Origin of the sequence: Janibacter melonis (genome assembly GCF_020567375.1) — a bacterium.
In the GTDB taxonomy this organism is placed as follows: Bacteria; Actinomycetota; Actinomycetes; order Actinomycetales; family Dermatophilaceae; genus Marihabitans; species Marihabitans melonis.
Genome location: NZ_JAJBZM010000001.1, coordinates 160212 through 183998 on the forward strand (window position 1 = coordinate 160212; position 23787 = coordinate 183998).

The following is a 23787-nucleotide window of genomic DNA, read 5'->3' on the forward strand; positions in this document are numbered from 1 at the left end:
CGCTGTCAGCCCGCCCGCCTAGGGTGAGCGGGTGGCCGACCCAGCGACCTACCGCCCTGCCCCGGGGTCGATCCCGACCGACCCCGGCGTCTACCGGTTCCGTGACGCCCACGGCCGGGTCATCTACGTCGGCAAGGCGAAGTCGCTGCGCTCGCGGCTGTCGTCCTACTTCCAGGACATCTCCGGGCTGCACCCCCGCACCGCGCGGATGGTGCGCACCGGCGCCTCCGTCGAGTGGACCGTCGTGTCGACCGAGGTCGAGGCGCTCCAGCTCGAGTACGCGTGGATCAAGGAGTTCGACCCGCGCTTCAACGTCAAGTACCGCGACGACAAGTCCTACCCCTACCTCGCGGTGACGATGTCCGAGGAGTTCCCGCGGGCGATGGTCATGCGGGGGAGCAAGCGCAAGGGGACCCGCTACTTCGGGCCGTACACCCACGCGTGGGCGATCCGCGAGACCCTCGACCTGCTCCTGCGCGTCTTCCCGGTGCGCACGTGCAGCAACGGCGTCTTCCGGCGCGCCCAGCAGGTCGGGCGTCCCTGCCTGCTCGGCTACATCGACAAGTGCTCGGCGCCGTGCGTCGGCCGGGTCGACCCCGACGAGCACCGCGCCATCGCCGAGGAGCTGTGCGACTTCATGGCCGGCAGCTCCGACCGCTTCGTGCGCCGGCTCCAGGCCCGGATGCGCGAGGCCTCCGCCGAGCTCGACTTCGAGGCCGCCGCACGGCTGCGCGACGACATCGGCGCGCTCACCAAGGCCCTCGAGAAGTCCGCGGTCGTCCTGCCCGACGGCACCGACGCCGACGTCTTCGCCCTCGCCGACGACGAGCTCGAGGTCGCCATCCAGGTCTTCCACGTCCGCGGCGGTCGCATCCGCGGCCAGCGGGGCTGGGTCGCGGAGAAGGACGCCGAGACCCTGCCCGAGGTCGTCGCCCACCTCCTGCAGCGCGTCTACGGCGAGGAGGAGGTGCCGCGCGAGGTCCTCGTCCCGGTGCTGCCGGACGACCCCGACGCGATGACGCAGTGGCTGCGGACCCGGCGCGGCTCGCACGCCGACCTGCGCGTCCCGCAGCGTGGCGACAAGCGCGCGCTCATGGAGACCGTCGAGCGCAACGCCACCCAGGCGCTCGCCCGCCACAAGGTCGCCCGCGCCGGCGACCTCACGGCGCGCAGCCAGGCCCTCCACGACGTCCAGGAGGCGCTCGGCCTCGACGACGCGCCTCTGCGCATCGAGTGCTTCGACATCTCTCACATCCAGGGCCAGGAGGTCGTCGGCTCGATGGTCGTCTTCGAGGACGGCCTGCCCCGCAAGTCCGAGTACCGCCGCTTCGTCGTGCGGGGCGACGTCGACGGGCGCACCGACGACACCGCGGCGATGCACGAGGTGCTCACGCGACGCCTGCGTCATCTCGTCTCCGTCGACGAGCACGGCGGCGACCGCCTGGGCATCGACGAGGAGACCGGCCGACCCCGGCGCTTCGCCTACCCGCCCAACCTCGTCGTCGTCGACGGCGGCGCGCCGCAGGTGGCCGCCGCCCAGGCGGTCGTCGACCGGCTCGGCATCGAGGACGTCGCCCTCGTCGGCCTGGCCAAGCGGCTCGAGGAGCTGTGGCTGCCCGGCGAGGAGCACCCGGTGATCCTGCCGCGCAGCTCCGAGGGGCTCTACCTCCTGCAGCGGGTGCGCGACGAGGCGCACCGCTTCGCCATCACCTTCCACCGTCAGCGCCGCAGCAAGGCGATGACCGTCTCCGCCCTCGACTCGGTCCCGGGGCTGGGGCAGACGCGCAAGGCCGCGCTGCTGGGCCGCTTCGGCTCGGTGAAGCGGATCCGTGCGGCGAGCGTCGAGGAGCTCGCCGAGGTGCCCGGCATCGGCCCGGCGACCGCAGCCCGGATTGCGGCAGAGTTGGGCGCGCAGGCCCCCGAGCCGGCCGTCGACCCGCGCACCGGCGAGGTGCTCGACGACGCGCCCGCCCCGGTGGCGGGCGCCGACGCCGGGGCCGCGGCAGAGCAGGTCCCCACCCGAGAGCAGGAGGACGCACGATGAGCAGCGACGGGCCGCAGGAGCAGGGCCAGGGCGCCGACGAGCTGCCGGAGGTCTTCGTCGTCACCGGCATGAGCGGCGCGGGTCGCTCGACGGTCGCCAACGTCATGGAGGACCTCGGCTGGTACGTCATCGACAACCTGCCGACGATCATGCTGCCCCAGCTCGTCGAGCTGGCCACCGAGGCCGACGACGGCCGCGCGCAGGGCCTGCGCCCGCGCAAGGTCGCCATCGTCCTCGACATCCGCGCGCGAGGTTTCGCCGACCTCCACGAGTCGGTGGAGAAGCTGCGGGCGAGCGGCTGGACCCTGCGGCTGCTCTTCCTCGACGCGACCGACGAGGCGCTCGTTCGCCGCTTCGAGTCGGTGCGGCGCCCGCACCCGCTCCAGGGCACGGGCCGGCTGCTCGACGGGATCCAGCAGGAGCGCGCGCGCCTGGCGGACCTGCGCTCGTCGGCCGACCTCGTCATCGACACCTCGGGCCTGAACGTCCACCAGCTGTCGCGCAAGATCCACCCGCTCTTCACGACGACGGCCGGTCACAAGGTGCGCCTCGCGCTCATGTCCTTCGGCTTCAAGTACGGCGTCCCGCTCGACGCGGACTACGTCTTCGACATGCGCTTCCTGCCCAACCCCTACTGGGTCCCCGAGCTGCGATCGCACACCGGCCGCGAGGCCCCGGTCGCCGAGTACGTCCTGCGTCAGGAGGGAGCCGGCGACTTCCTCGACTCCGTCGAGCGGCTCCTCGAGCCGGTGATCGCCGGCTACCTGCGCGAGAACCGCAAGTACGTGACCCTCGCCGTCGGGTGCACGGGCGGCAAGCACCGCAGCGTCGCCGTCGCCGAGGAGCTGGCCTCCCGGCTCGCCGGCGAGGACGTCGAGACCTTCGTCGTCCACCGCGACCTCGGGCAGGAGTGAGATGACGGCCGCATTCACCCTCCCCGCGTCCATCACCCCCGAGCGTCACCTCGAGGTCGTCGCCCTCGGCGGCGGCCACGGCCTGGCTGCCTCGCTCACCGCGCTGCGCCACATCAGCGACGCCGTGACCGCCGTCGTCACCGTCGCCGACGACGGCGGCTCGAGCGGGCGGCTGCGCGAGGACTTCTCCGTGCTGCCCCCGGGCGACCTGCGGATGGCTCTCACCGCGCTGTGCGACGACAGCGACTGGGGCCACATGTGGTCGGCGGTCCTGCAGCACCGCTTCGACGGCGACGGCGACCTCGGTGGCCACGCCCTGGGCAACCTCCTCATCGTCTCGCTCTGGCAGCTCATCGACGACCCGGTCGCCGGTCTCGACCTCGTCGGACGACTGCTCCAGGCCCGGGGGCGGGTGCTGCCGATGTCGGCCGTCCCGCTCGAGCTCATGGCCCAGGTGCGCGGCGTCGACCCGGCCGACCCCGACGACCGCTCGACCGTCGTCGGTCAGGTCGAGATCGCGCGCACGACGGGGGTCGTCGAGTCGATCGCCGTCCTCCCGCACGACCCGCCGGCCCGCCCGGAGGCCGTCGAGGCCGTCCGCGGGGCCGACGCCGTCATCCTCGGCCCGGGGTCGTGGTTCACGTCCGTCCTCACGCACCTGCTCGTGCCCGAGCTGCGCCAGGCGCTCGTCGAGACCGACGCGCACCGCATCCTCACCCTCAACCTCGAGATGAGCACCGACGAGACCCAGGGCTTCTCCGCCGTCGAGCACATCGAGCGCCTGCGCAGCACGGCGCCCGAGCTCCACGTCGAGACGGTGCTCGCCGACCCCTCGGTCGTCGACGACCGCGAGGGCCTCGAGCGGGCCTGCGCGAGCATCGGCGCCGAGCTCGCCCTCTACGAGGTCGCGCAGCCGGGGCGTCCGGGGCAGCACGATGCGCTGCGACTGGGTGCGGCGTACCGTGACATCCTCGAGCTGCCCCGGAGATCCCGGGGGAGCCGCGAGAGGTAGGACGCACGCATGGCGATGACCGCACGGGTCAAGGACGAGCTGAGCCGGCACGAGGTGACGAAGACCTGCTGCCGCAAGGCCGAGATCGCCTCGGTGCTGCGCTTCGCGGGCGGTCTGCACATCGTCGGCGGGCGGATCGTCGTCGAGGCCGAGCTGGACACCGCTCACGCCGCGCGTCGCCTGCGCCGCGACATCGCCGAGGTCTACGGCCACGAGTCCGAGCTGCTCGTCCTCGCCGCCGGCGGCCTGCGCCGCGGCACCCGCTACGTCGTGCGGGTCGCCCGGGAGGGCGAGGCCCTCGCCCGCCAGACCGGTCTCGTCGACGGCCGCGGGCGGCCCGTGCGTGGTCTGCCCCCCAAGGTCGTCGGCGGCTCGCAGTGCGACGCGGTCGCCGCCTGGCGCGGCGCCTTCATCGCCCACGGCAGCCTCACCGAGCCCGGCCGGTCCTCCTCCCTCGAGGTCACCTGCCCCGGTCCCGAGTCGGCCCTCGCCCTTGTCGGGGCCGCCCGCCGCCTCGGCGTGCCGGCCAAGGCGCGGGAGGTGCGCGGTGTCGACCGCGTCGTCATCCGGGACGGCGACGCCATCAGCGCCCTCCTCGTGCGCCTCGGGGCCCACGACGCCGTCCTCGCCTGGGAGGAGCGGCGGATGCGCCGCGAGGTCCGGGCGACCGCCAACCGGCTGGCCAACTTCGACGACGCCAACCTGCGACGCTCCGCCCGGGCGGCCGTCGCCGCCGGGGCACGGGTGCAGCGCGCGATGGAGATCCTCGGCGAGGACATCCCCGACCACCTCGAGCAGGCCGGCTCGCTGCGCGTCGAGCACAAGCAGGCCTCGCTCGAGGAGCTCGGCCGTCTCGCCGACCCGCCGATGACCAAGGACGCCGTCGCCGGCCGGATCCGCCGTCTGCTCGCCATGGCCGACAAGCGCGCCGCCGAGCTCGGGATCCCCGACACCGAGGCCTCGCTCTCGGCCGACCTCCTCGACGGCTGACACCCCCTTCGCGCCCCTGCCCACCCCCTGTCGGCCACCCGCCGAGCACCTCCCGACCACCCGGCGTCCGCATCGCCGACCGGTGCGACGCACCTCACCGCGACCCCCTAGGGTGGAGGGGCACCCTGGGCCGCGCTGAGGCGGCCGACTCGACCACCTGAGAGGCATCACAGTGACCGTTCGTGTTGGGATCAACGGCTTCGGCCGCATCGGCAAGAACTTCTACCGCGCCGTGCTGGCGTCCGGCGCCGACATCGAGGTCGTCGCCGCGAACGACCTCATGGACAACAAGACCCACGCGCACCTGCTGAAGTACGACTCGATCCTCGGTCGTCTCGGCCAGGACGTCACCTACGACGACGACTCCATCAGCGTCGGCGGCAAGCGCATCCGCATCTTCGAGGAGAAGGACCCGGCGAAGATCGACTGGGCGAGCGAGGGCGTCGACGTCGTCGTCGAGTCCACCGGCTTCTTCACCGACGCGACGAAGGCCAAGGCCCACATCGACGGCGGTGCGAAGAAGGTCATCATCTCGGCCCCGGCCAAGAACGAGGACATCACCATCGTCATGGGCGTCAACGACGACCTGTACGACCCGCAGAAGCACACGATCATCTCCAACGCGTCGTGCACGACGAACTGCCTGGCCCCCATGGCCAAGGCGCTCAACGACGGTCTGGGCATCGAGCGCGGTCTCATGACGACCATCCACGCCTACACCGGTGACCAGCGCCTCCACGACGCCCCGCACAGCGACCTGCGTCGCGCCCGCGCCGCCGCGCTCAACATCGTCCCCACCTCGACCGGTGCGGCCAAGGCCGTCGCCCTCGTCCTGCCCGAGCTCAAGGGCAAGCTCGACGGCTACGCCCTGCGCGTGCCGGTCCCCACCGGCTCGGCCACCGACCTCACCTTCACCGCCGGTCGCGAGACGACCGTCGAGGAGGTCAACGAGATCGTGCGCAAGGCCGCGGAGTCCGGCCCGATGGCCGGCCGTCTCGTCTACACCGAGGACCCGATCGTCTCCAAGGACATCGAGACCGACCCGGCGAGCTGCATCTTCGACGCGGGCCTGACCAAGGTCATCGGCGACCAGGTCAAGGTCGTCGGCTGGTACGACAACGAGTGGGGCTACTCCAACCGCCTCGCCGACCTCTGCCTGCTCGTCGGCCAGAGCCTCTGACCCACCTCGGCTGACAAGGACGCACGGATCGTGAAGACCATCGCCGACCTCGGAGAGCTGCGCGGCCAGCGCGTGCTCCTGCGGTCCGACCTCAACGTCCCGCTCGACGGGAGCACCATCACCGACGACGGACGGATCCGTGCCTCGCTGCCGACGATCCGCGAGCTGACCGAGGCGGGTGCGCGCGTCGTCGTGTGCGCCCACCTCGGTCGGCCCAAGGGCGCTCCCGAGGAGCGCTACTCGCTGCGCCCCGTGGCGCAGCGCCTGGGCGAGCTGCTCGGCCAGGACGTCGCCTTCGCCACCGACACGGTGGGGGAGTCGGCGAAGGGGGTCGTCGCGGACCTCCAGGACGGCGACGTCGCCGTCCTGGAGAACCTGCGCTTCAACCCGGGCGAGACGAGCAAGGACGAGAGCGAGCGCGGTGCCTTCGCCGACGAGCTCGCCGCCCTCGCCGACGCCTACGTCAGCGACGGCTTCGGCGTCGTGCACCGCAAGCAGGCCTCGGTCTACGACGTCGCGACCCGCCTGCCGGCGGCCGTCGGCGGTCTCGTGCGCACCGAGGTCGACGTGCTGCGCCGCCTGACGAGCGAGCCCGAGCGGCCGTACGCGGTCGTCCTCGGCGGCGCGAAGGTCTCCGACAAGCTCGGCGTCATCGACAACCTCCTCGGCACCGCCGACCGCCTGCTCGTCGGCGGCGGGATGGTCTTCACCTTCCTCGCCGCCCAGGGCCACGAGGTCGGCACGAGCCTGCTCGAGGCCGACCAGGTGGACCGGGTCCGCGAGTACCTCGAGCGGGCCGAGCGCGACGGGGTCGAGATCGTCCTGCCCGTCGACGTCGTCGCGGCCACGGAGTTCTCCGCGGAGGCCGACCACGAGGTCGTCGCCGCGGACGCGATCCCCGCCGACCGCATGGGTCTCGACATCGGCCCGCGCTCCGGCGAGCTCTTCGCCTCGCGTCTGGCCGACTGCCGCACCGTCTTCTGGAACGGCCCGATGGGGGCCTTCGAGATGGCCCCCTACGCCGCCGGGACGAAGGCGGTCGCCCAGGCGCTCGTCGACGTCACCGCGACCGGCGCGCTCACCGTCGTCGGCGGTGGCGACTCGGCCGCCGCGGTCCGTCAGCTCGGCTTCGAGGACGCCGACTTCGGGCACATCAGCACCGGGGGCGGCGCGTCCCTGGAGTACCTCGAGGGCAAGGAGCTCCCGGGGCTGCAGGTCCACGAGACCCAGGAGGGCACGCGATGACCGGCCGCACCCCGCTCATGGCGGGCAACTGGAAGATGAACCTCGACCACATGCAGGCCGCGCACCTCGTGCAGAAGCTCGACTGGACGCTGCGCGACGCCAAGCACGACCACGCGGCCGTCGAGGTCGTCGTCGTGCCGCCCTACACCGACCTGCGCTCCGTGCAGACCCTCGTCGACGGCGACAAGCTCGCCCTGCGCTACGGCGCGCAGGACCTCTCGCAGCACGACAGCGGCGCGTACACCGGCGAGATCTCCGGCGCCTTCCTCGCGCGCCTCGGCTGCACCTACGTCGTCGTCGGCCACAGCGAGCGACGTGAGCACCACGGCGAGAGCGACGAGGTCGTCGCGGCGAAGGCCGCCGCCGCCTACCGCCACGGGCTCACCCCCGTCGTGTGCGTCGGCGAGGGCCTCGAGGTCCGCCAGGCCGGCGAGCACGTCTCGCACGTCGTCGAGCAGGTGCGCGGATCGCTCGCGGGCCTGAGCGCCGAGCAGCTGGCCACCGTCGTCGTCGCCTACGAGCCCGTGTGGGCCATCGGCACCGGCGAGGTCGCCACGCCCGAGGACGCCCAGGAGGTGTGCGCCGCGATCCGCGAGGAGCTCGCGCAGATCGCCTCGCCCGAGGTCGCCGACGCGGTCCGGGTCCTCTACGGCGGATCGGTCAAGTCCGGCAACGTCGCGGCGATCATGGCCGGTGCCGACGTCGACGGCGCGCTCGTCGGGGGGGCCTCGCTCGACGCCGAGGAGTTCGCCGCCATCTGCCGCTACCAGGCGCACCTCACCACCTGATCCGGCGCGGGCAGGTATCCTGCCGTGTCAGACCGACCGCACGACCGACCCGAAGGCCGACAGACGTGGACGCAGTACGCATCGCCCTCCAGGTGATCCTCGTGATCACCGGGCTGATCCTCACCCTCCTCATCCTCATGCACAAGGGCAAGGGCGGCGGCATCTCCGACATGTTCGGCGGTGGCATGACCGCGTCCCTCGGCAGCTCGTCGGTGGCCGAGCGCAACCTCACGCGCTTCACGGTCGTCGTGGGGCTGCTGTGGTTCGTCTCCGTCGTCGGCATCGGCGTCATCGACCGCTTCGACGTCTGAGGAGCAGCACATGGCTGGTGGAGGGAACGCGATCCGGGGCAGCCGCGTGGGCGCCGGACCGATGGGCGAGGCCGAGCGGGGCGAGAGCGCCCCGCGGACCTTCGTCTCGTACTGGTGCGGCAAGGGCCACGAGGTGCGCCCGAGCTTCGCCCTCGAGCCCGGGGTCGAGATCCCCGAGCAGTGGGAGTGCACCCGGTGCGGTCTGCCCGCCGGGCAGGACAAGGACAACCCTCCTGCCCCGCCGCGGGCCGAGGTCTACAAGACCCACCTCGCGTACGTCAAGGAGCGCCGCAGCGACAGCGAGGGCGAGGAGATCCTCGCCGAGCGGCTCGGCGAGCTGCGCCGCCGCCGCGGCACCGAGTAGTCGCCCGCCGCGTCAGCGGCTGAGGCCGGCTGCCTGCGCGGCGTCCTCGTCGAGGAACCACACGGTGCGGACGGTCCCGCGGACCTGCGCCGCCGAGGACACGTCGGGGCCGGCGCCGTCGAGGCCGTCGCGGACGGCCTGAGCCTTGTCCGCGCCCGCGACGACGAACCACACCTCGCGGGTGCGCTCCATCGCCTCGAAGGTCAGCGAGACCCGCTCCGGCGGCGGCTTGGGGGAGTCGTGCACCGCGACCGTCATCGCGTCCTGCGTCATCTGCGCCGGGTGACCGGGGAAGAGCGAGGCGACGTGCCCGTCGGGGCCGACCCCGAGCATGAGCACCTCGAAGCCGCCTCGGCCGACGGAGCGCAGCTCCTCGGCGTACCGGCCGGCGGCGTCCTCGACGTCGTCCGAGCCATCCGGCCCCGGCACGCGATGGACGCGATCGTCCGGCAGCCCGAGCCGCGGCAGGCCGGCCTCGTCGGCCTGGGTGTCATTGCGCTCGGGGTCCCCGGACGGGAGGTAGCGCTCGTCGCCCCACCACAGCCCGACGGCGGAGAGGTCGAGCGGCTCGCGCTCGTGCTCCGCCACGAGGGCCGCGACGCTCGCGCCCCCCATCGAGCCCCCGGTGAGACCGATCTCGACCGGTCGCCCGGCGGCGGTGGCCTCCTCGACCACCGCGCGCAGGCGCCGGCCGACGGCCGCCGCGAGCTCGGTCTTGCCGGGCTCGACGACGACCTCGACCGGCGCGCTGCTCACGAGCCCTCGCTCTTGTCCGCGAGCTTGCGGCGTGCGGCCTGCTTCACCGCTGCCGGCTCTGCCGACTTCTTCTCGGGCTCGGCCTGGACCATCGCCGAGCTGCGGGTCGCCCGGGCCTGCTTCTCCAGGCGCTCCTGGGTCTTGCGGCTCGACGAGGGGGAGGGGACCTCCCCCTTCGCCACGGCCTCGGTCATCGTCAGACGACGCATCGTCACCAGGGGGAGGCCCTTGGTGAGGGCGTCCTCGTAGACCTCGTCCGCGTCGAGCCGCCGCAGCTCGTCGGCGAGGCACTCGGCGTCGCTGCGGTGGGCCAGGGCGATCGCGCGCTGCGGCTGCCCTGTCTGGTCCATCGTCGCCGTCTCGCCGTCCTGAGGGCGCACGAGGTCGATGATCCCCGAGCGCCGCTCCAGGCGTACCGAGATGATCCCGCTGCGGTCGCGCGATCGCACGACCGACACCGGGCAGCGCAGCCGGTGCTGGAGCCAGCCCGCGAGCAGGTCGGTCGAGGGCGAGTCGCCGGCACCGGTGACCGTCGCGCTCGTCACGGGCTCGAAGGGGGCCCGGTCCAGCGCCGAGGCGAGCAGCCCTCGCCACAGGGTGACGCGCGACCACGCGAGGTCGGTGTCGCCGGGGCTGTAGGAGCGGGCCAGGGTCTTCAGCGCCGGCCCGATGCTCTCCAGCTGGGCCACGTCGGTGATCCGCCGCTGGGCCATCGCGCCGACGGGGTCGTGCGCGGGTGACTTCGGCGGGTCCTTCGGCCACCACGCGACGACGGGGGAGTCGGGCAGCAGCAGCGGGATGACGACGCTGCGGGCATGGGCGACGAGCGGCCCGTAGAGCCGCAGGACGACGACCTCGCTGGCCCCGGCGTCCCCGCCCAGACGGATCTGCGCGTCGAGGCGCGCCTTGCCGCGGGTGTTGCCCGAGGCAACCGCGACGATGCGGCACGGATGCTGGTGGCTCGCGTCGTTGGCGATCTCGACGGCGTCGTCGATGTCGGCCTCGTCGGCGATGACGACGAGGGTGAGGACGCGCGAGAGCGCCATCGACCCCACGTCCTGACGCAGCCGGACGAGCTTCTTCGAGATCGCCTGGGTCGTCGTGCTCGGCAGGTCGATGATCACGGCATCCTCCACTCGCGGCCGTCACGGTGCATCATCGCGTCAGCGCTCGTCGGGCCCCACGTGCCCGCGGGGTACTGATCGATGGAGCGCTGCTTGGCCCAGTACTTCTCGATGGGGTCGAGGATCTGCCAGGACAGCTCGACCTCCTCGTGCCGGGGGAAGAGCGGGGGGTCGCCGAGCAGCACGTCGAGGATGAGCCGCTCGTAGGCCTCGGGGCTCACCTCGGTGAAGGCGCGCCCGTAGCCGAAGTCCATCGAGACGTCGCGCACCTCCATCTGGTTGCCGGGCACCTTCGCCCCGAAGCGCATCGTGATGCCCTCGTCGGGCTGGACCCGGATGACGACGGCGTTCTGCCCCAGCTCCTCGGTCTCGGTGTCGTTGAAGGGCAGGTGCGGCGCCCGCTTGAAGACGACGGCGATCTCCGTCACCCGCTTGCCCAGGCGCTTGCCCGTGCGCAGGTAGAAGGGCACGTTCGCCCAGCGCCGCGTGTCGATGTCGAGGCGCACCGCGGCGTAGGTCTCGGTCGTCGAGGACTCGCCGACCCCGTCCTCGTCGCGGTACCCGATGACGTGCTCGCCGCCCTGCCAGCCCTCGGCGTACTGCCCGCGGGCGGTGTGCTTGCCGAGGTCCTTGGGGATGCGCACCGCGGCGAGGATCTTCTCCTTCTCGGCCCGCAGCGCGTCAGCGGTGAAGCTCGTCGGCTCCTCCATCGCGGTGAGGGCGAGCAGCTGCAGGAGGTGGTTCTGGATGACGTCACGGGCCGCGCCGATGCCGTCGTAGTACCCCGCACGACCACCGATGCCGATGTCCTCGGCCATGGTGATCTGCACGTGGTCGACGTAGTGGCTGTTCCACACCGGCTCGAACATCTGGTTCGCGAAGCGCAGCGCCAGGAGGTTCTGGACCGTCTCCTTGCCGAGGTAGTGGTCGATCCGGAAGATCGAGTCGGCCGGGAAGACCGACTCGACGACGTCGTTGAGCTCGCGCGCGCTCTTGAGGTCGTGCCCGAAGGGCTTCTCGATGACGACGCGTCGCCACGAGTCGCCCTCGCCGTGGGTCAGACCGCTGCGCTCGAGCTGCTGGCAGACCGTCGAGAAGGAGCCCGGGGGGATGGAGAGGTAGAAGGCGTGGTTGCCGTCGGTGCCCCGCTGCTCGTCGAGCTCGTGGACGGTCTCGGCGAGCAGGTCGAAGGCCGCGTCGTCGTCGAAGACGCCCGGCACGAAGCGGAAGCCCTCGGACAGGGCCCGCCACACCTCCTCGCGGAAGGGGGTACGGGCGTGGGCTCGCACCGCCTCGTGGACGATCTTGCCGAAGTCCTGGTCCTCCCAGTCGCGACGGGCGAAGCCGACGAGGCTGAAGCCGGGCGGCAGCAGACCGCGGTTGGCGAGGTCGTAGATCGCCGGCAGGAGCTTCTTGCGGGCGAGGTCGCCCGTGACGCCGAAGAGCACGAGGCTGCACGGCCCGGCGATCTTCGGCAGGCGCTTGTCCCGTGGGTCGCGAAGGGGGTTGTCCGTCGCGGTCACCTTGGCGGGCTTCATGCGTCGCCCTGCGAGACCGCCGAGGTCACGGCGGCGACACCGCCGTCACCGGTGAGGTGCAGGACGAGGACCGGACGCCCGTGGTCGACGAGGACCGAGGCGTCGCCCCCGGCCTGCGCGGCGACGAACTCGCCGAGGGTGAAGTCGCGGCCCGGGACCGGCAGGTCCTCGCGCGGTGTGTCGGTGACCTGGAGGAAGACCCCGGTCGCGGGCCCGCCCTTGTGGTACTGACCGGTCGAGTGCAGGAAGCGCGGGCCCCAGCCGAAGGTCGTCGGACGACCCGTGCGCTCGGCGAGGGTCGTCGCGACCTGCGCGAGCCCGGCGTGCTCCGCCCGGTCGAGGTAGGCCATGACGGCGACGTAGCCGTGCTCGGGGTCGAGCTGGGCGAGCAGCGCGTCGACCGCGTCGCTCACGGTGCTCGCGTCGCCGAGCCAGTCGCCGCCGAGTGCGCGCACCTCGACGTCTCCGTCGGTGACGTCGGGGGAGGCGGGGGCGTCCCCCTTCGCCTCGAGCAGGCCGCGGGCGGCCGCCTTGGCGGACTCGACGTCGGGCTGGTCGAAGGGGTTGATGCTCAGCAGACGGCCGGCGGCCGCGGTCGCGACCTCCCACAGGAGCAGCTGGGCGCCGAGGGTCCCGCCGACGTCGACGACGGACGGGGCGGAGCTGTCCGGCTCCTCCTCGTGGTCGGTGCCGACGAGGCGCACGAGCGTCGCGTCGTCCGGCAGGGCCCGGTCACCGGGCGAGGGCAGGACGACGGGCAGGATCCCGCGCCCCTGCTTGCCGGTGGACTCCGCGATGAGCTGCTCGGCCCAGTCGCCGAAGCCGGCGGCCTGCGTGCCGTGCTCGAGGAGGTAGAGCTTGTCGCGCAGCGGGTCGGTGGCGGCCATCGCCGCGCCGAGGCGCAGGCCGGGGTTGGCCTCGTCGTCCTCGGCGAGCAGGTCGGTCACCGACTCGGCGTCGGGGGGGGGGGCGGCGGGGGGGGGGCCCGCGCCACCCGCGGGGCCCAGGGCGCAGCCGGGGCGCGCCGCGTCTCGCCCCCCCGCCGCCCGGCGGCGCGGGGGGGGGGGGCCCCCGCCGACGCGGGGGCGCAGGTCGGACCCCGCGGGTGCGCGGGCGCGCCCCCCCCCCCCCTCGGCTCCGGCCAGACCGGAGGGCACGAGGCCGAAGGCGGTCAGCGCCGAGTAGCGCCCGCCGACCTGCGGGTCGGCCGAGACGACGCGGTAGCCCGCGTCGCGGGCCTCCTGCTCGAGCGGGCTGCCCGGGTCGGTGACGACGACGATGCGACGCGCCGCGTCGATGCCGGCGTCGGCGAAGGCCTGCTCGAAGACCCGGCGCTGGCTGTCGGTCTCGACGGTGGAGCCGGACTTGCTCGAGACGACGACGACCGTGCGCTCGAGGTCGGTCACGGCGGCGCGCACGACGTCGGGGTGGCTCGAGTCGAGGACGACGAGCGGGACGCCCGCGGTGGCGCAGATGACCTCGGGCGCCAGCGAGCTGCCGCCCATGCCGCACAGGACGACCCGGTCGACGCCGTCGGCGCGCAGCTCGTCGCGCAGCGCGGCGATCTCGCCGACGAGGGGGCGTGAGGAGCGGGCCAGGCCCACCCAGGACAGGCGCTTGGACGCCTCGTCCTGGGCCTCGGCGCCCCACAGGGTCGCGTCCTGCGCGAAGAGCCGGCTCGCGAAGCGCTCCTCGACGAGGGCAGGCACGGCGGAGGCGATCGCCTTCGCCGCCGCGCCCGCGGCGGAGACGGACAGGCTGCTCACTTCGTGCCGGCCTTGTCGAGCTCGATGCGCACGCCGTCGAGCAGCTCGGCCCAGGACGCCTCGAACTTCTCGACGCCCTCGCGCTCGAGCTGGTCGGTGACCTCCGTGTAGTCGACGCCGAGCTCGGCGAGCCGGTCGAGGACCTGCTGCGCCTCCTCGTAGGTGCCGCTCACCTGGTCGCCGCGGACCTCGCCGTGGTCGAGGACCGCGTCGAGCGTCTTCTCCGGCATGGTGTTGACGGTGTTCGGGGCGGCGAGGTCGACGACGTACAGCGTGTCGCTGTAGTCGGGGTTCTTCACACCCGTCGAGGCCCACAGCGGACGCTGCTTGCGCCCGCCCTCGGCCTCGAGGCGCTCCCAGCGCGGGGTCGAGAAGACCTCCTCGTAGGCCTGGTAGGCGAGCCGGGCGTTCGCGACGCCGGCCTTGCCCCGCAGGGCGAGGGCCTCGTCGGTGCCGATCTTCTCGAGACGCCCGTCGATCTCGCTGTCGACGCGGGAGACGAAGAAGGAGGCGACCGAGTGGATCGTCGAGATGTCCTCGCCGGCCGCGAGGGCCTTCTCGAGACCCTCGAGGTAGGCGTTCATCACCGCGCGGTAGCGCTCGAGGCTGAAGATCAGGGTGACGTTGACGCTGATCCCCGCGCCGAGGGTGTCGGTGATCGCCGACAGGCCCTCCTGGGTCGCCGGGATCTTGATGAAGACCTGCGGGCGGTCGACGGTGTCGGACAGCGCCTGGGCGAGCTCGACCGTGCGCGCCGTGTCGCGGGCCGCGCGGGGGTCGACCTCGATCGACACCCGGCCGTCGACGCCGTCGGTGGACTCGTAGATCGGGCGGAAGACGTCGCACGCCTCGCGCACGTCGTCGGTCGTCAGCGCGAAGACCGCGTCGTCGACGTCCGTGCCGGACGCGGCGAGCTCGCGCAGCTGCTCGTCGTAGGCGTCGCCCTGGGCGAGCGCGGCCTGGAAGATCGAGGGGTTCGTCGTCACGCCGACGATGCCCTTGGTCTCGACGAGCTCGACGAGGTTGCCCGAGCGCAGCCGCTCGCGCGAGAGGTCGTCGAGCCAGACGCTGACGCCGACCTCCTCGAGGTCCTGGATGGGTGCGGGCTTGCTGGAGGTGCTCATGTCGCTCACTTTCCGCTCTCGACGTCGGCCTTGGTGCTCGCCGGCTCCGGGGTGCCGACGTCCGTGCCGGTCCCGACGTCGCGCCGGGGCGCGGTGGCGTCGAGGTCGGGGACGACGGCCCGGTTGCGGGACGCCTTGAGGGAGTCCTTCGCGGCCTTGACGACCGCGGCGGGCGTGAAGCCGAACTTCTCGTACAGGGTCTGGTAGTCGGCGCTCGCGCCGAAGTGCTCGATGCTCACGCAGCGGCCGGAGTCGCCGACGAGGTCGTGCCAGCCCATGGCGACCGACGCCTCGACGCTGACGCGCGCGGTGACGGCCGGGGGGAGGACCTCGTCGCGGTAGCGACGGGACTGCCGCTCGAACCACTCGCGGCAGGGCATCGACACGACCCGGGTCGCGGTGCCCGAGCGCTCGAGCTTCTCCTGGGCCTCCAGGGCGATGGAGACCTCGGAGCCGGTGGCGATGATGATGACCTCCGGGGTGCCCCCCTTCGCCTCGGACAGGACGTAGGCGCCCTTCGCGGCGCCGGCGGCCTTGCCGTAGCGCTCCCGGTCGAGGACCGGGAGGTTCTGGCGCGAGAGCGCGAGGGCCGCGGTCCGGTCGTTCTCGAGGACCTGGCCCCATACGACCGCGGTCTCGTTGGCGTCGGCGGGGCGCACGACGTCGAGGCCGGGCATGGCGCGCAGCGTCGCGAGGTGCTCGATCGGCTGGTGGGTCGGGCCGTCCTCGCCGAGGCCGATGGAGTCGTGCGTCCACACGAAGGTCACGGGCAGCTGCTGCAGGGCCGCGAGCCGCACGGCGGGGCGCATGTAGTCGCTGAAGACGAGGAAGGTGCCGCCGTAGGGGCGGGTGAGCCCCTCGAGCGCGATCCCGTTGAGGATCATGCCCATGCCGTTCTCACGGATGCCGAAGTGCAGCGTGCGGCCGTAGGGCCCGCCGGACCACATGTCGGTCTGCTTGCTCTTGGGGACGAAGGAGGGCTGGCCGTCCATCGTCGTGTTGTTGCTGCCGGCGAGGTCGGCGGAGCCGCCCCACAGCTCGGGCACGAGGTCGGCGAGGGCGGTGAGCACCTTGCCGGACGCGGCGCGCGTGGCCATGCCCTTCTCGCTGTCGGCGGGGAAGGTCGGCAGCGCACGGCGCAGCCCCTTGGGCAGCTCGTGGGCGACGAGGCGGTCGAGCAGCTCGGCGCGCTCCGGCTGGGCCTTGCGCCACGCGGCGTAGGTCTTGTCCCACTCCTTGTGCGCCGCCTTGCCGCGCGCCCCGACCTTGCGGGCGTGGGCGATGACGGAGCGGTCGACGGCGAAGGACTTCGCCGGGTCGAAGCCGAGGACCTCCTTGGTCGCCGCGACCTCGTCGGCGCCGAGCGCCGAGCCGTGGGCCGAGCCGGTGTCCTGCTTGCCCGGGGCCGGCCACGCGATGATCGTGCGCAGCTCGACGAGCGTGGGCTTGCGCGAGCGACGGGACTTCTCCAGCGCCTTGAGCAGTGCGTCGACGTCCTCGACGTACGCCGAGCCGTCTCCGTCCTTGCGCCAGTCGACCGTGACCGTCTCCCAGCCGTAGGCCTCGTAGCGCTTCGGCACGTCCTCGCTGAAGGAGATGTCGGTGTCGTCCTCGATGGAGATCTGGTTGTTGTCGTAGATCACCGTGAGGTTGCCGAGCTCCTGGTGACCGGCGAGCGAGCTCGCCTCGGACGCCACGCCCTCCATGATGTCGCCGTCGGAGGCGATGACCCAGATGTGGTGGTCGAAGGGGGACTCGCCCGCCTTCGCGTCGGGGTCGAGCAGGCCGCGCTGGCGGCGCTGCGCCATCGCCATGCCGACGGCGGTGGCCAGACCGGAGCCGAGCGGGCCGGTCGTCACCTCGACGCCCTTCGTGTGGTGGACCTCGGGGTGGCCCGGGGTCTGGCTGCCCCAGGTGCGCAGCGCCCTGAGGTCGTCGAGCTCGAGGCCGTACCCGCTGAGGTAGAGCTGGACGTACTGCGTGAGCGAGGAGTGGCCGCACGACAGGACGAAGCGGTCACGGCCGAGCCACGCCGGGTCGGCGGGGTCGTGGCGCATGACCTGCTGGTAGAGCAGGTAGGCGACGGGGGCCAGGCTCATCGCGGTGCCGGGGTGGCCGTCGCCCTTGTGCTGGACGGCGTCGGCGGCGAGCAGGCGCGCGGTGTCGACCGCGGCGATGTCGAGGTCGTCCCAGCCGGCCGTGCGCGCGACGGGCTTCTTCAGCTCCGGGCTGCGCCTGCTCACGCTCGTGACCTTCGTCGTGGTCTTCTTCGCCGCCTTCTTCGCGGTCTGCGAGGGGGTCAAGGATGCCTTCTCTCTCGGGGGGCTGCCAGACCTGATCCAGCCTAGACCGGGTGGTGACACAGGTCGCACGTGCCGTCCAGGGCCGTTCCCCGTCGTCTCGTCGTCGACCCGGCGGTCTCGAGCCCGACGCACGGGCGATACCATGGAGGTTCTGCTCCCCACGCTCATCGAGGACCCCTTGACGACGATCGACCGGACGCACGCGCCCGTGCCCGTGACGTCATCTCGTCGACGCAAGGCAGCGGCCTACGTCGCGCTCACCAAGCCCCGGATCATCGAGCTGCTGCTCGTGACGACCGTGCCCGTGATGTTCCTCGCCCAGCGGGGCCTGCCGGACCTGTGGCTCGTCGTGGCCACGCTCGTCGGCGGCTCGCTGAGCGCCGGCGCGGCGAACACCTTCAACATGGTCTACGACCGCGACATCGACGCGCAGATGGGTCGCACGGCGCACCGTCCGCTCGTCACCGGCGAGGTGACGCCGCGGGCGGCGATGGTCTTCGGGGTCCTGCTGACGATCGCCTCCACCGCGTGGCTCGGCCTGCTCGTCAACCCGCTCTCCGCGGCGCTCTCGCTCGGCGCGATCCTCCTCTACGCCGTCGGCTACACGATGATCCTCAAGCGCCGCACCGCGCAGAACATCGTGTGGGGCGGCATCGCCGGGTGCATGCCGACGCTCATCGGCTGGTCCGCCGTGACGAACAGCGTCCAGTGGCCGGCGATCATCCTCTTCCTCGTCATCTTCTTCTGGACGCCGCCGCACTACTGGCCGCTGTCCATGCGCTTCACCGAGGACTACGCCCGCGCCGGCGTGCCCATGCTCCCGGTCGTCGAGGGCAACGTCACCGTCGCGCGCCAGATCGTCGCGTACTCGTGGGTCATGGTCGCGACCTCGCTGGCCCTCGTGCCCGTCGCCGACATGGGATGGCTCTACCTCGGCGCCGCGCTGCTGTCCGGCGCGCTCTTCCTGCGCGAGGCGCACCGGCTGCTCTCCGCCGCGCGCGCCGGCCTCTCGCAGGCGAAGATGCGCCCGATGCGCCTCTTCCACTTCTCCATCACCTACGTCTCGCTGCTCTTCCTCGGCGTGGCGCTCGACCCCCTGCTGCACCTGCCGCTGCCCGGTCTGGCCTGAGCCCACCGCGGCCCCGTCCCGGGTCCCGGTGACCCGGGTCGTCGAGCCGGCCGGACGGCAGGTCCCGCAGCCTCGCCCAGGGCGAGAGCAGGGTCGCCAGGGTCGCGACGACGTGCAGCCCCGCCATGAGCAGGATCGTCTGACGCAGCCCGACGGCACCGCCGAGGCCGCCCGCGACGAGGGCGCCGAGCGGCATGGTGCCGAAGTTCACCACGGCCGCGGCGCCCGAGGTGCGACCGAGCAGGTCGGCCGGCACCCAGCGCTGGCGGAAGGCCCCGCGCACGACGTTGGCCCCGACGAGACCCAGGCCCACGAGGGCGGAGCCGAGCGGCACCAGCCAGATCCCGTGCCCCGGGCCGGCCAGGCCGACGAGCAGCGCGGGCGGGCCACCGGCGAGCTGGAGCACGAGCATCGCCCGGGCGCTGCCCAGCAGGCGCGACACCCGGGCGGCGACCACCGCGCCGACGAGGCCCCCGGTCGCCCCGAGGGCGAGGAGCAGCCCGACCGAGCCCGGGGTGGCCTCCAGGTCGCGCAGCAGGAAGAGCACCAGCAGCGTCTGGTATCCGGTGAGCGCGAAGTTGCTCGCCCCGCCCTGGACGGTGAACCACGCGAGATAGCGGTCGCCGAAGGTCACCCGCAGCCCCTCGCGCACCATCGGCCCGACCCGCTCGCGCTCCTGGTCCGGGGCGGCCCGCTCGGGCCGGCCGCCCCGGATCCGCCACAGGCAGAGCGCGGAGACGAGGAAGCTCACGACGTCGACGACGAGGGCGAGCGCGCCGCCGACGAGCTGGACGAGCAGACCGCCCGCCCCGGGGCCGGCGACCTGCATCGCCGACTCCGTGCCGTAGACCCGCCCGTTCGCCGCCTCGAGGTCCTGCGGGCGCACGAGCCGGGTGAGCAGCCCGGGGTAGGCGGTGCGGAAGACGACGTCCTTGACCCCGCTGCCGAGCGCGGCGAGCACGAGATGGGGCAGGCCGAGCACGCCGAGGGCCCAGGCGAGCGGGACGGAGGCGAGGACGAGCGCGCCGAGCAGGTCGGCGGCGATCATGAGGCGCCGGTTGTCGCCGCGGTCGACCCAGGCGCCGGCGGGCAGCCCGAGGACCAGCCAGGGCAGCCACACGGCAGCGGTGAGGACGCCCATCCAGCCCGCCGAGGCGCCCAGGGAGACGGCGAGGACGGGCAGGACGACTAGGGTCGTCATCGAGCCGAGGACGGAGACCGCCTCGCCGGACCAGAGCAGGGCGAAGTCCCGGTTGCGGCTCAGCGGGGGAGCGGGGGCAACCGGTGCGGGTGCGGTGGTCATGGCCGGCTGGGGAAGCCGCGCGCGGCGACGTAGATCGACTCGCGCCGCACGTCGTCGTCGGGGGTCTCGCGGGTGCTCCACCGCTCGAGGACGTCCATGACCTCCTCGGCGACCTGCCGCAGCTCGTCGGGGCTCAGGCGCAGCCAGTTCTGCGTGGCGAAGGCGGCGTCGGTCCACTCGCCAGTGCCGTCGTCGGCGGCGAGCCACTCCTGGACCCGCTCGGAGGTCCGGCGCCACACGAGGGCCTCCGCGGCATCGGCGGCGGCCAGGGCCGCGGGGTCCGAGATCTCCGACCGGGACCACCGGGTGCCGCGCCCGACGAGGCGCCACCAGCGCTCGCGCCGGTCGCGCGCGAGCTCCGGCGCCTCCTCGACGAGCCCCGCCTCGGCGAGGACCTTGAGGTGGTGGCTCGCGCTGCCGACGGCCTGGTCGGTCGCCTCGGCGAGCCGGCTCGCCGTCGCGGGTCCGTCGGCCTTGAGGGCGTCGAGGATGCGGGAGCGAAGGGGGTGGGCCAGGGCGGACAGGGCGCGCGCCTCGGTGAGGGTGCGGATCCCCTCACGGGCACGCCGGGTCTGCGGGGTGGGCTCGTCCATGTCACCGACACTAGACCCACAAGAGTGGTTGCACAAGACATCTTGTAGGTCTCCCCGGGTGCGACGGGGGTGGAGGTGCGGGTGGGGTCAGTCCTCGTCGACGGCGGTGCGCGTGAGCACGACGGCGCGGGTCACGGCGACGACGAGGAGCGAGGCGCCGAGCATGTGCGCGAGCACGAGCGCCTCGGGCAGCTTCGTGAGGTACTGCACGTAGCCGATGAGCCCCTGGGCGAGGGTCACCGCCATGACGACGCCCCAGGCGCGGCTGGCCCGGCTCCTGCGCCCGGTGACCGCGGCCCCGAGCCACACGGCGGCCACGAGGCCGACGAGGAGCATGACGGAGTCGGCGTGGAGCCAGGAGATCGTCCGGGGGTCGAAGCCGGTGCGGGCCGGGGTGTCGGCGTCACCGGAGTGCGGGCCCGAGCCGGTGACGACCGTGCCGAGCGCGAGGACGACGACGAGCACGGCGACGACCGCGACCTGGGCCCGGTCGACGAGGGGGTGCACCTGCGCCGGCCCGGCCGGATGGGTCGAGCGCCACAGCATCCACGACGCGGTGGCGACGAGCACCATCGAGGCGAGGAAGTGGAAGGCGACGATCCACGGGTTGAGCCCGGTGAGGACGGTGATCCCCCCGACGACCGCCTGGGCGGCGATGCCCGCGAGCACGACGAGCGCACCCGTGCGCAGGTCGCGACGCTCGCGCGCGTACCGGAAGAGCGCCCACAGCAGGCCGAGCGCGACGAACCCGAGCAGCCCCGTGAGGGTCCGGTTGCCGAACTCGATGAGCTTGTGGATGCCCTCCTCCTGCTCCACGGTCGGCACGTAGGAGCCGGGGACGCACTGCGGCCAGGTCGGGCACCCGAGGCCCGACCCGGTGAGCCGGACGAGCCCGCCGGTGACGACGATGCCGACCTGGCAGACGAGGTTGGCGACGAGCAGCACCCTCAGGAGGGGGTGGACGACCCCCTTCGCCGGAGAGGTCGGGGCGATCGGGGCGGTCTGCACGGGCACCCCCCAACGGTAGGCCGACGCGGGCCGCAGGACCGCATCGGGTCCGCCGACCGGGGGCTCACTCCCCGCCGTGCGGGAGACCCTGGCTCTGCTGCACGACGTCGCTCCACGCGACCTGGGCCCCGGTGTGGCCTGCGCGGACGACGAACCACAGCGCGGAGAGCGAGACGAGGACGAGGGCCACCCGGACGGCCAGCGCGACCGCGGGGCTGTCGACCACGGGCAGCCGGGGCACGCGGCCGGAGCGCGAGGGCAGGAGCCACAGCACGGCGAGGACGACGACCACGGCGAAGACGGCGATGACGGTACGGGCGAGGTCGCCGGCCTGCGTGTGCGTCTCGAGCGCGGGGTCCTGCAGCCCCAGCGCCCGCAGCCGGCCCTCGAGCGCCTCGCCGCTCGAGGCGGCGACGACGGCGCTCAGCGCGGAGACGACCGCGAGGGAGAGGGTGGGCCAGGTGAGCGCCGAGCGCCACCGGGGCACGAGGGCGTAGGCCGCGGCCGCGAGGGCGGCCAGGGGGGCGAGCACGACGACCGCGTGGATGACGAGGACGTGGACGGGCAGACCGGCGACGGTGTCGAGCATGGGGGACCTCCGAGGAGCAGGGCCGTGGACGTCTCGAACCTAGGGCTGCCAGGCCGTGCCGACCCGGTGGACCCGCTGTGGAGGACCTGTGAGTCCTGACGCCCGTGACCGGGTGCCGACCGCCCGGCTCAGTCGTCCCAGCGGAAGGTGCGCACGGCGACCGCGCTCAGGCCGAGCGCCCAGCCGAGGAGCACGAGCCACGGCGCCCACGGCAGCCCGCCGTCGGCGGACACGCGCATCGCGTCGCCGAGCGCGCCCGAGGGGAGCCAGCGAGTCACGGCCGCCAGGCCGGGGGAGAAGACCTCGGAGGCGAGCAGCAGCCCGCCGGCACCCGCGAGGAGGACCCACACGAGGTTGGCGAGCGCGAGGACGGCCTCGGCCCGCAGCGTCCCTGCGAGCACGAGGGCGAGGGCGACGAAGGCCCAGGCCCCGAGGGCGACGCTGACCACGCCGGTGGGCAGGCCCGACCAGGCCGGCCGCCAGCCCATGGTCAGGGCGGCCGCCCCGACGACGACGAGCTGACCGACGAGCGCGGCGAGCACCGCGAGCGCCTTGCCCAGGAGCAGGCCGTCGCGGCCGAGCGGCGTCGTGCCGAGCAGCCGCAGGACGCCGTAGCGCCGGTCGAAGCCGGTCTGGATGGCCTGCCCGGTGAAGGCGGTGCTCACGACGACGAGGGCGAGGACCCCCGGGGCGACGGCGTCGACGCGGGGCTCGGGCAGGTCGGGGTAGGGCGCGAGGACCAGCCCGACGAGCGCGAGGAGGGGCAGGACGAGCGAGACGAGGAGCTGCTCGCCGTTGCGCAGCAGCACGCCGGCCTCGTAGCCGGCCTGGGCGAGCACCCGGCGGGACGCCGGGGCGGGGGAGGGACGCGCGGACGGCGGCGGCGCGGTGCTCATGCGGCCTCCCCGCTCGTCAGGGCGAAGTAGCGCTCCTCGAGGGAGTCGCCGCCGACCTCGGCGAGCGTGCCGGCCGCGACGACGCGGCCCGCGTGCATGATGACGACGCGGTCGGCGAGGCGCTCGGCCTCGGCGAAGGAGTGCGTCGTCACGAGGAGCGCCGCGCCCTCGTCGCTCACGCGGCGCAGGAGGGCGTGCACCTCGCGCTGGGCGTGGGGGTCGAGCCCGGCGGCCGGCTCGTCGAGGAAAGCCACCTCGGGGCGGCCGACGAGCGCGGCCGCGAGGGCGAGGCGCTGGCGCTGGCCCCCGCTGAGCCGGCGCACGGCGGTGCGCGCGAAGGGGGCGATGCCCAGGGACTCGACGAGCTCGTCGCGACGGCTGACGCTGCCGTGCAGCCGCTCGAGATGGGCGAGCAGGCGCTGCGGCGAGACCGACTGGGGCAGCCCGCCGTCCTGGAGCATGACGCCGACCCGCGCGCGGTGCGCGGCATCGGCGTGCCAGGGGTCGGTGCCGAGGACGCGGACCGTGCCGGAGTCGGGGCGCTGCAGGCCCTCGAGGCACTCGACGGTCGTCGTCTTGCCGGCGCCGTTCGGCCCGAGGACGCACGTGATCTCGCCGAGCTCGGCGGTGAGGGTGGCCCCGTCGACCGCGCGCACGGAGCCGAAGGACCGGTGGAGGTCGGTCACGGCTACGGCGGTCACGGGAGGGCAGTCTACGGTCGTCGGGGGCACCCCTTCGCACCCCCTGCCCGGGCCGCGGACGGTAAGGGTCGCCTTCCTTTGTGACGCTCTCCCGATTTACGTAACATGG

At 73.4% G+C, this 23787-nt stretch carries 22 protein-coding genes; 10 read left to right on the forward strand and 12 right to left on the reverse strand.

Going from position 1 to position 23787, the window contains the following annotated elements; all coding sequences use genetic code 11:
• Positions 1-31 precede the first annotated feature (31 nt).
• The 9 genes from uvrC to LIV55_RS00740 all read left to right on the forward strand — a co-directional run bounded on the left by uvrC (position 32) and on the right by LIV55_RS00740 (position 8848).
• Complete coding sequence (gene uvrC, locus LIV55_RS00700; RefSeq protein ID WP_229298894.1) at positions 32-2044, forward strand: excinuclease ABC subunit UvrC; 2013 nt, start codon at positions 32-34, stop codon at positions 2042-2044.
• On the forward strand, positions 2041-2958 hold the full coding sequence (gene rapZ / locus LIV55_RS00705) for an RNase adapter RapZ (RefSeq protein WP_123091697.1): 918 nt from the start codon (positions 2041-2043) through the stop codon (positions 2956-2958). The genes uvrC and rapZ overlap by 4 nt, the downstream gene beginning before the upstream one ends.
• A gap of 1 nt (position 2959) precedes the next feature.
• Complete coding sequence (locus tag LIV55_RS00710) at positions 2960-3970, forward strand: gluconeogenesis factor YvcK family protein (RefSeq protein ID WP_123091698.1); 1011 nt, start codon at positions 2960-2962, stop codon at positions 3968-3970.
• Between the two features lie 9 nt (positions 3971-3979).
• On the forward strand, positions 3980-4960 hold the full coding sequence (whiA, locus tag LIV55_RS00715) for a DNA-binding protein WhiA (RefSeq protein WP_068276011.1): 981 nt from the start codon (positions 3980-3982) through the stop codon (positions 4958-4960).
• A gap of 172 nt (positions 4961-5132) precedes the next feature.
• On the forward strand, positions 5133-6140 hold the full coding sequence (gap, locus tag LIV55_RS00720) for a type I glyceraldehyde-3-phosphate dehydrogenase (RefSeq protein WP_068276008.1): 1008 nt from the start codon (positions 5133-5135) through the stop codon (positions 6138-6140).
• Between the two features lie 30 nt (positions 6141-6170).
• Positions 6171-7385 carry a phosphoglycerate kinase gene (locus LIV55_RS00725; RefSeq protein WP_068276006.1) on the forward strand — a complete coding sequence of 405 codons (1215 nt, stop codon included), beginning with the start codon at positions 6171-6173 and terminating at the stop codon, positions 7383-7385.
• Positions 7382-8173 carry a triose-phosphate isomerase gene (gene tpiA / locus LIV55_RS00730; RefSeq protein WP_229298895.1) on the forward strand — a complete coding sequence of 264 codons (792 nt, stop codon included), beginning with the start codon at positions 7382-7384 and terminating at the stop codon, positions 8171-8173. The genes LIV55_RS00725 and tpiA overlap by 4 nt, the downstream gene beginning before the upstream one ends.
• A gap of 65 nt (positions 8174-8238) precedes the next feature.
• Positions 8239-8484: a preprotein translocase subunit SecG gene (secG, locus tag LIV55_RS00735; protein ID WP_123091700.1), complete on the forward strand. Its 246-nt coding sequence runs from the start codon at positions 8239-8241 to the stop codon at positions 8482-8484.
• Positions 8485-8494: 10 nt separating this feature from the next.
• Positions 8495-8848 carry an RNA polymerase-binding protein RbpA gene (locus tag LIV55_RS00740; protein ID WP_083968861.1) on the forward strand — a complete coding sequence of 118 codons (354 nt, stop codon included), beginning with the start codon at positions 8495-8497 and terminating at the stop codon, positions 8846-8848.
• Between the two features lie 12 nt (positions 8849-8860).
• On the opposite strand, the gene pgl is transcribed toward LIV55_RS00740, so the two are convergent.
• The 6 genes from pgl to tkt are packed head-to-tail and all read right to left on the reverse strand — an operon-like array spanning position 8861 to position 17399.
• Positions 8861-9604, reverse strand: coding sequence for a 6-phosphogluconolactonase (gene pgl, locus LIV55_RS00745; RefSeq protein WP_229298896.1), 744 nt, complete (start codon positions 9602-9604; stop codon positions 8861-8863).
• Positions 9601-10728: a glucose-6-phosphate dehydrogenase assembly protein OpcA gene (gene opcA, locus LIV55_RS00750; protein WP_123091703.1), complete on the reverse strand. Its 1128-nt coding sequence runs from the start codon at positions 10726-10728 to the stop codon at positions 9601-9603. Before opcA ends, pgl begins: the two co-directional genes overlap by 4 nt.
• Positions 10725-12266 carry a glucose-6-phosphate dehydrogenase gene (gene zwf, locus LIV55_RS00755; RefSeq protein ID WP_123091704.1) on the reverse strand — a complete coding sequence of 514 codons (1542 nt, stop codon included), beginning with the start codon at positions 12264-12266 and terminating at the stop codon, positions 10725-10727. Before zwf ends, opcA begins: the two co-directional genes overlap by 4 nt.
• Positions 12263-14032 (reverse strand): glucose-6-phosphate isomerase, encoded by a 1770-nt coding sequence (locus tag LIV55_RS00760; RefSeq protein WP_229298897.1) that lies wholly within the window; start codon positions 14030-14032, stop codon positions 12263-12265. Before LIV55_RS00760 ends, zwf begins: the two co-directional genes overlap by 4 nt.
• Positions 14029-15156: a transaldolase gene (tal, locus tag LIV55_RS00765; protein ID WP_229298898.1), complete on the reverse strand. Its 1128-nt coding sequence runs from the start codon at positions 15154-15156 to the stop codon at positions 14029-14031. The genes LIV55_RS00760 and tal overlap by 4 nt, the downstream gene beginning before the upstream one ends.
• Before the next feature lie 5 nt (positions 15157-15161).
• Positions 15162-17399, reverse strand: coding sequence for a transketolase (gene tkt, locus LIV55_RS00770; RefSeq protein WP_229299543.1), 2238 nt, complete (start codon positions 17397-17399; stop codon positions 15162-15164).
• A gap of 202 nt (positions 17400-17601) precedes the next feature.
• Between tkt and LIV55_RS00775 the strand changes: the two genes are divergently transcribed.
• Entirely contained in the window at positions 17602-18588 is a 987-nt protein-coding gene (locus LIV55_RS00775) for a heme o synthase (protein WP_123091707.1), read from the forward strand.
• On the opposite strand, the gene LIV55_RS00780 is transcribed toward LIV55_RS00775, so the two are convergent.
• The 6 genes from LIV55_RS00780 to LIV55_RS00805 form a co-directional block, all read right to left on the reverse strand.
• Entirely contained in the window at positions 18512-19891 is a 1380-nt protein-coding gene (locus LIV55_RS00780; RefSeq protein ID WP_229298899.1) for an MFS transporter, read from the reverse strand. The two genes, LIV55_RS00775 and LIV55_RS00780, sit on opposite strands and share 77 nt — an antisense overlap.
• Entirely contained in the window at positions 19888-20484 is a 597-nt protein-coding gene (locus LIV55_RS00785) for an ArsR/SmtB family transcription factor (protein WP_229298900.1), read from the reverse strand. Before LIV55_RS00785 ends, LIV55_RS00780 begins: the two co-directional genes overlap by 4 nt.
• Positions 20485-20571: 87 nt before the next feature.
• The gene (locus tag LIV55_RS00790) at positions 20572-21498 is read right to left on the reverse strand and encodes a COX15/CtaA family protein (protein ID WP_229298901.1); all 927 of its coding nucleotides are present in this window, start codon (positions 21496-21498) and stop codon (positions 20572-20574) included.
• Positions 21499-21556: 58 nt separating this feature from the next.
• Positions 21557-22081 carry a DUF2231 domain-containing protein gene (locus tag LIV55_RS00795; RefSeq protein WP_229298902.1) on the reverse strand — a complete coding sequence of 175 codons (525 nt, stop codon included), beginning with the start codon at positions 22079-22081 and terminating at the stop codon, positions 21557-21559.
• A gap of 128 nt (positions 22082-22209) precedes the next feature.
• Complete coding sequence (locus LIV55_RS00800; protein WP_229298903.1) at positions 22210-22977, reverse strand: ABC-2 transporter permease; 768 nt, start codon at positions 22975-22977, stop codon at positions 22210-22212.
• Entirely contained in the window at positions 22974-23678 is a 705-nt protein-coding gene (locus tag LIV55_RS00805; RefSeq protein WP_123091712.1) for an ABC transporter ATP-binding protein, read from the reverse strand. The genes LIV55_RS00800 and LIV55_RS00805 overlap by 4 nt, the downstream gene beginning before the upstream one ends.
• Positions 23679-23787: the final 109 nt, after the last annotated feature.

Bases quoted from the DNA above. Each gene is read 5' to 3' on its own strand.
- zwf (WP_123091704.1), bottom strand. From the start codon at position 12,266: ATGAAGCCCGCCAAGGTGACCGCGACGGACAACCCCCTTCGCGACCCA.
- rapZ (WP_123091697.1), top strand. From the start codon at position 2,041: ATGAGCAGCGACGGGCCGCAGGAGCAGGGCCAGGGCGCCGACGAGCTG.
- LIV55_RS00775 (WP_123091707.1), top strand. From the start codon at position 17,602: ATGGAGGTTCTGCTCCCCACGCTCATCGAGGACCCCTTGACGACGATC.
- LIV55_RS00740 (WP_083968861.1), top strand. From the start codon at position 8,495: ATGGCTGGTGGAGGGAACGCGATCCGGGGCAGCCGCGTGGGCGCCGGA.
- LIV55_RS00780 (WP_229298899.1), bottom strand. From the start codon at position 19,891: ATGACCACCGCACCCGCACCGGTTGCCCCCGCTCCCCCGCTGAGCCGC.
- LIV55_RS00795 (WP_229298902.1), bottom strand. From the start codon at position 22,081: ATGCTCGACACCGTCGCCGGTCTGCCCGTCCACGTCCTCGTCATCCAC.
- whiA (WP_068276011.1), top strand. From the start codon at position 3,980: ATGGCGATGACCGCACGGGTCAAGGACGAGCTGAGCCGGCACGAGGTG.
- LIV55_RS00785 (WP_229298900.1), bottom strand. From the start codon at position 20,484: ATGGACGAGCCCACCCCGCAGACCCGGCGTGCCCGTGAGGGGATCCGC.
- LIV55_RS00800 (WP_229298903.1), bottom strand. From the start codon at position 22,977: ATGAGCACCGCGCCGCCGCCGTCCGCGCGTCCCTCCCCCGCCCCGGCG.
- tal (WP_229298898.1), bottom strand. From the start codon at position 15,156: ATGAGCACCTCCAGCAAGCCCGCACCCATCCAGGACCTCGAGGAGGTC.
- LIV55_RS00710 (WP_123091698.1), top strand. From the start codon at position 2,960: ATGACGGCCGCATTCACCCTCCCCGCGTCCATCACCCCCGAGCGTCAC.
- tpiA (WP_229298895.1), top strand. From the start codon at position 7,382: ATGACCGGCCGCACCCCGCTCATGGCGGGCAACTGGAAGATGAACCTC.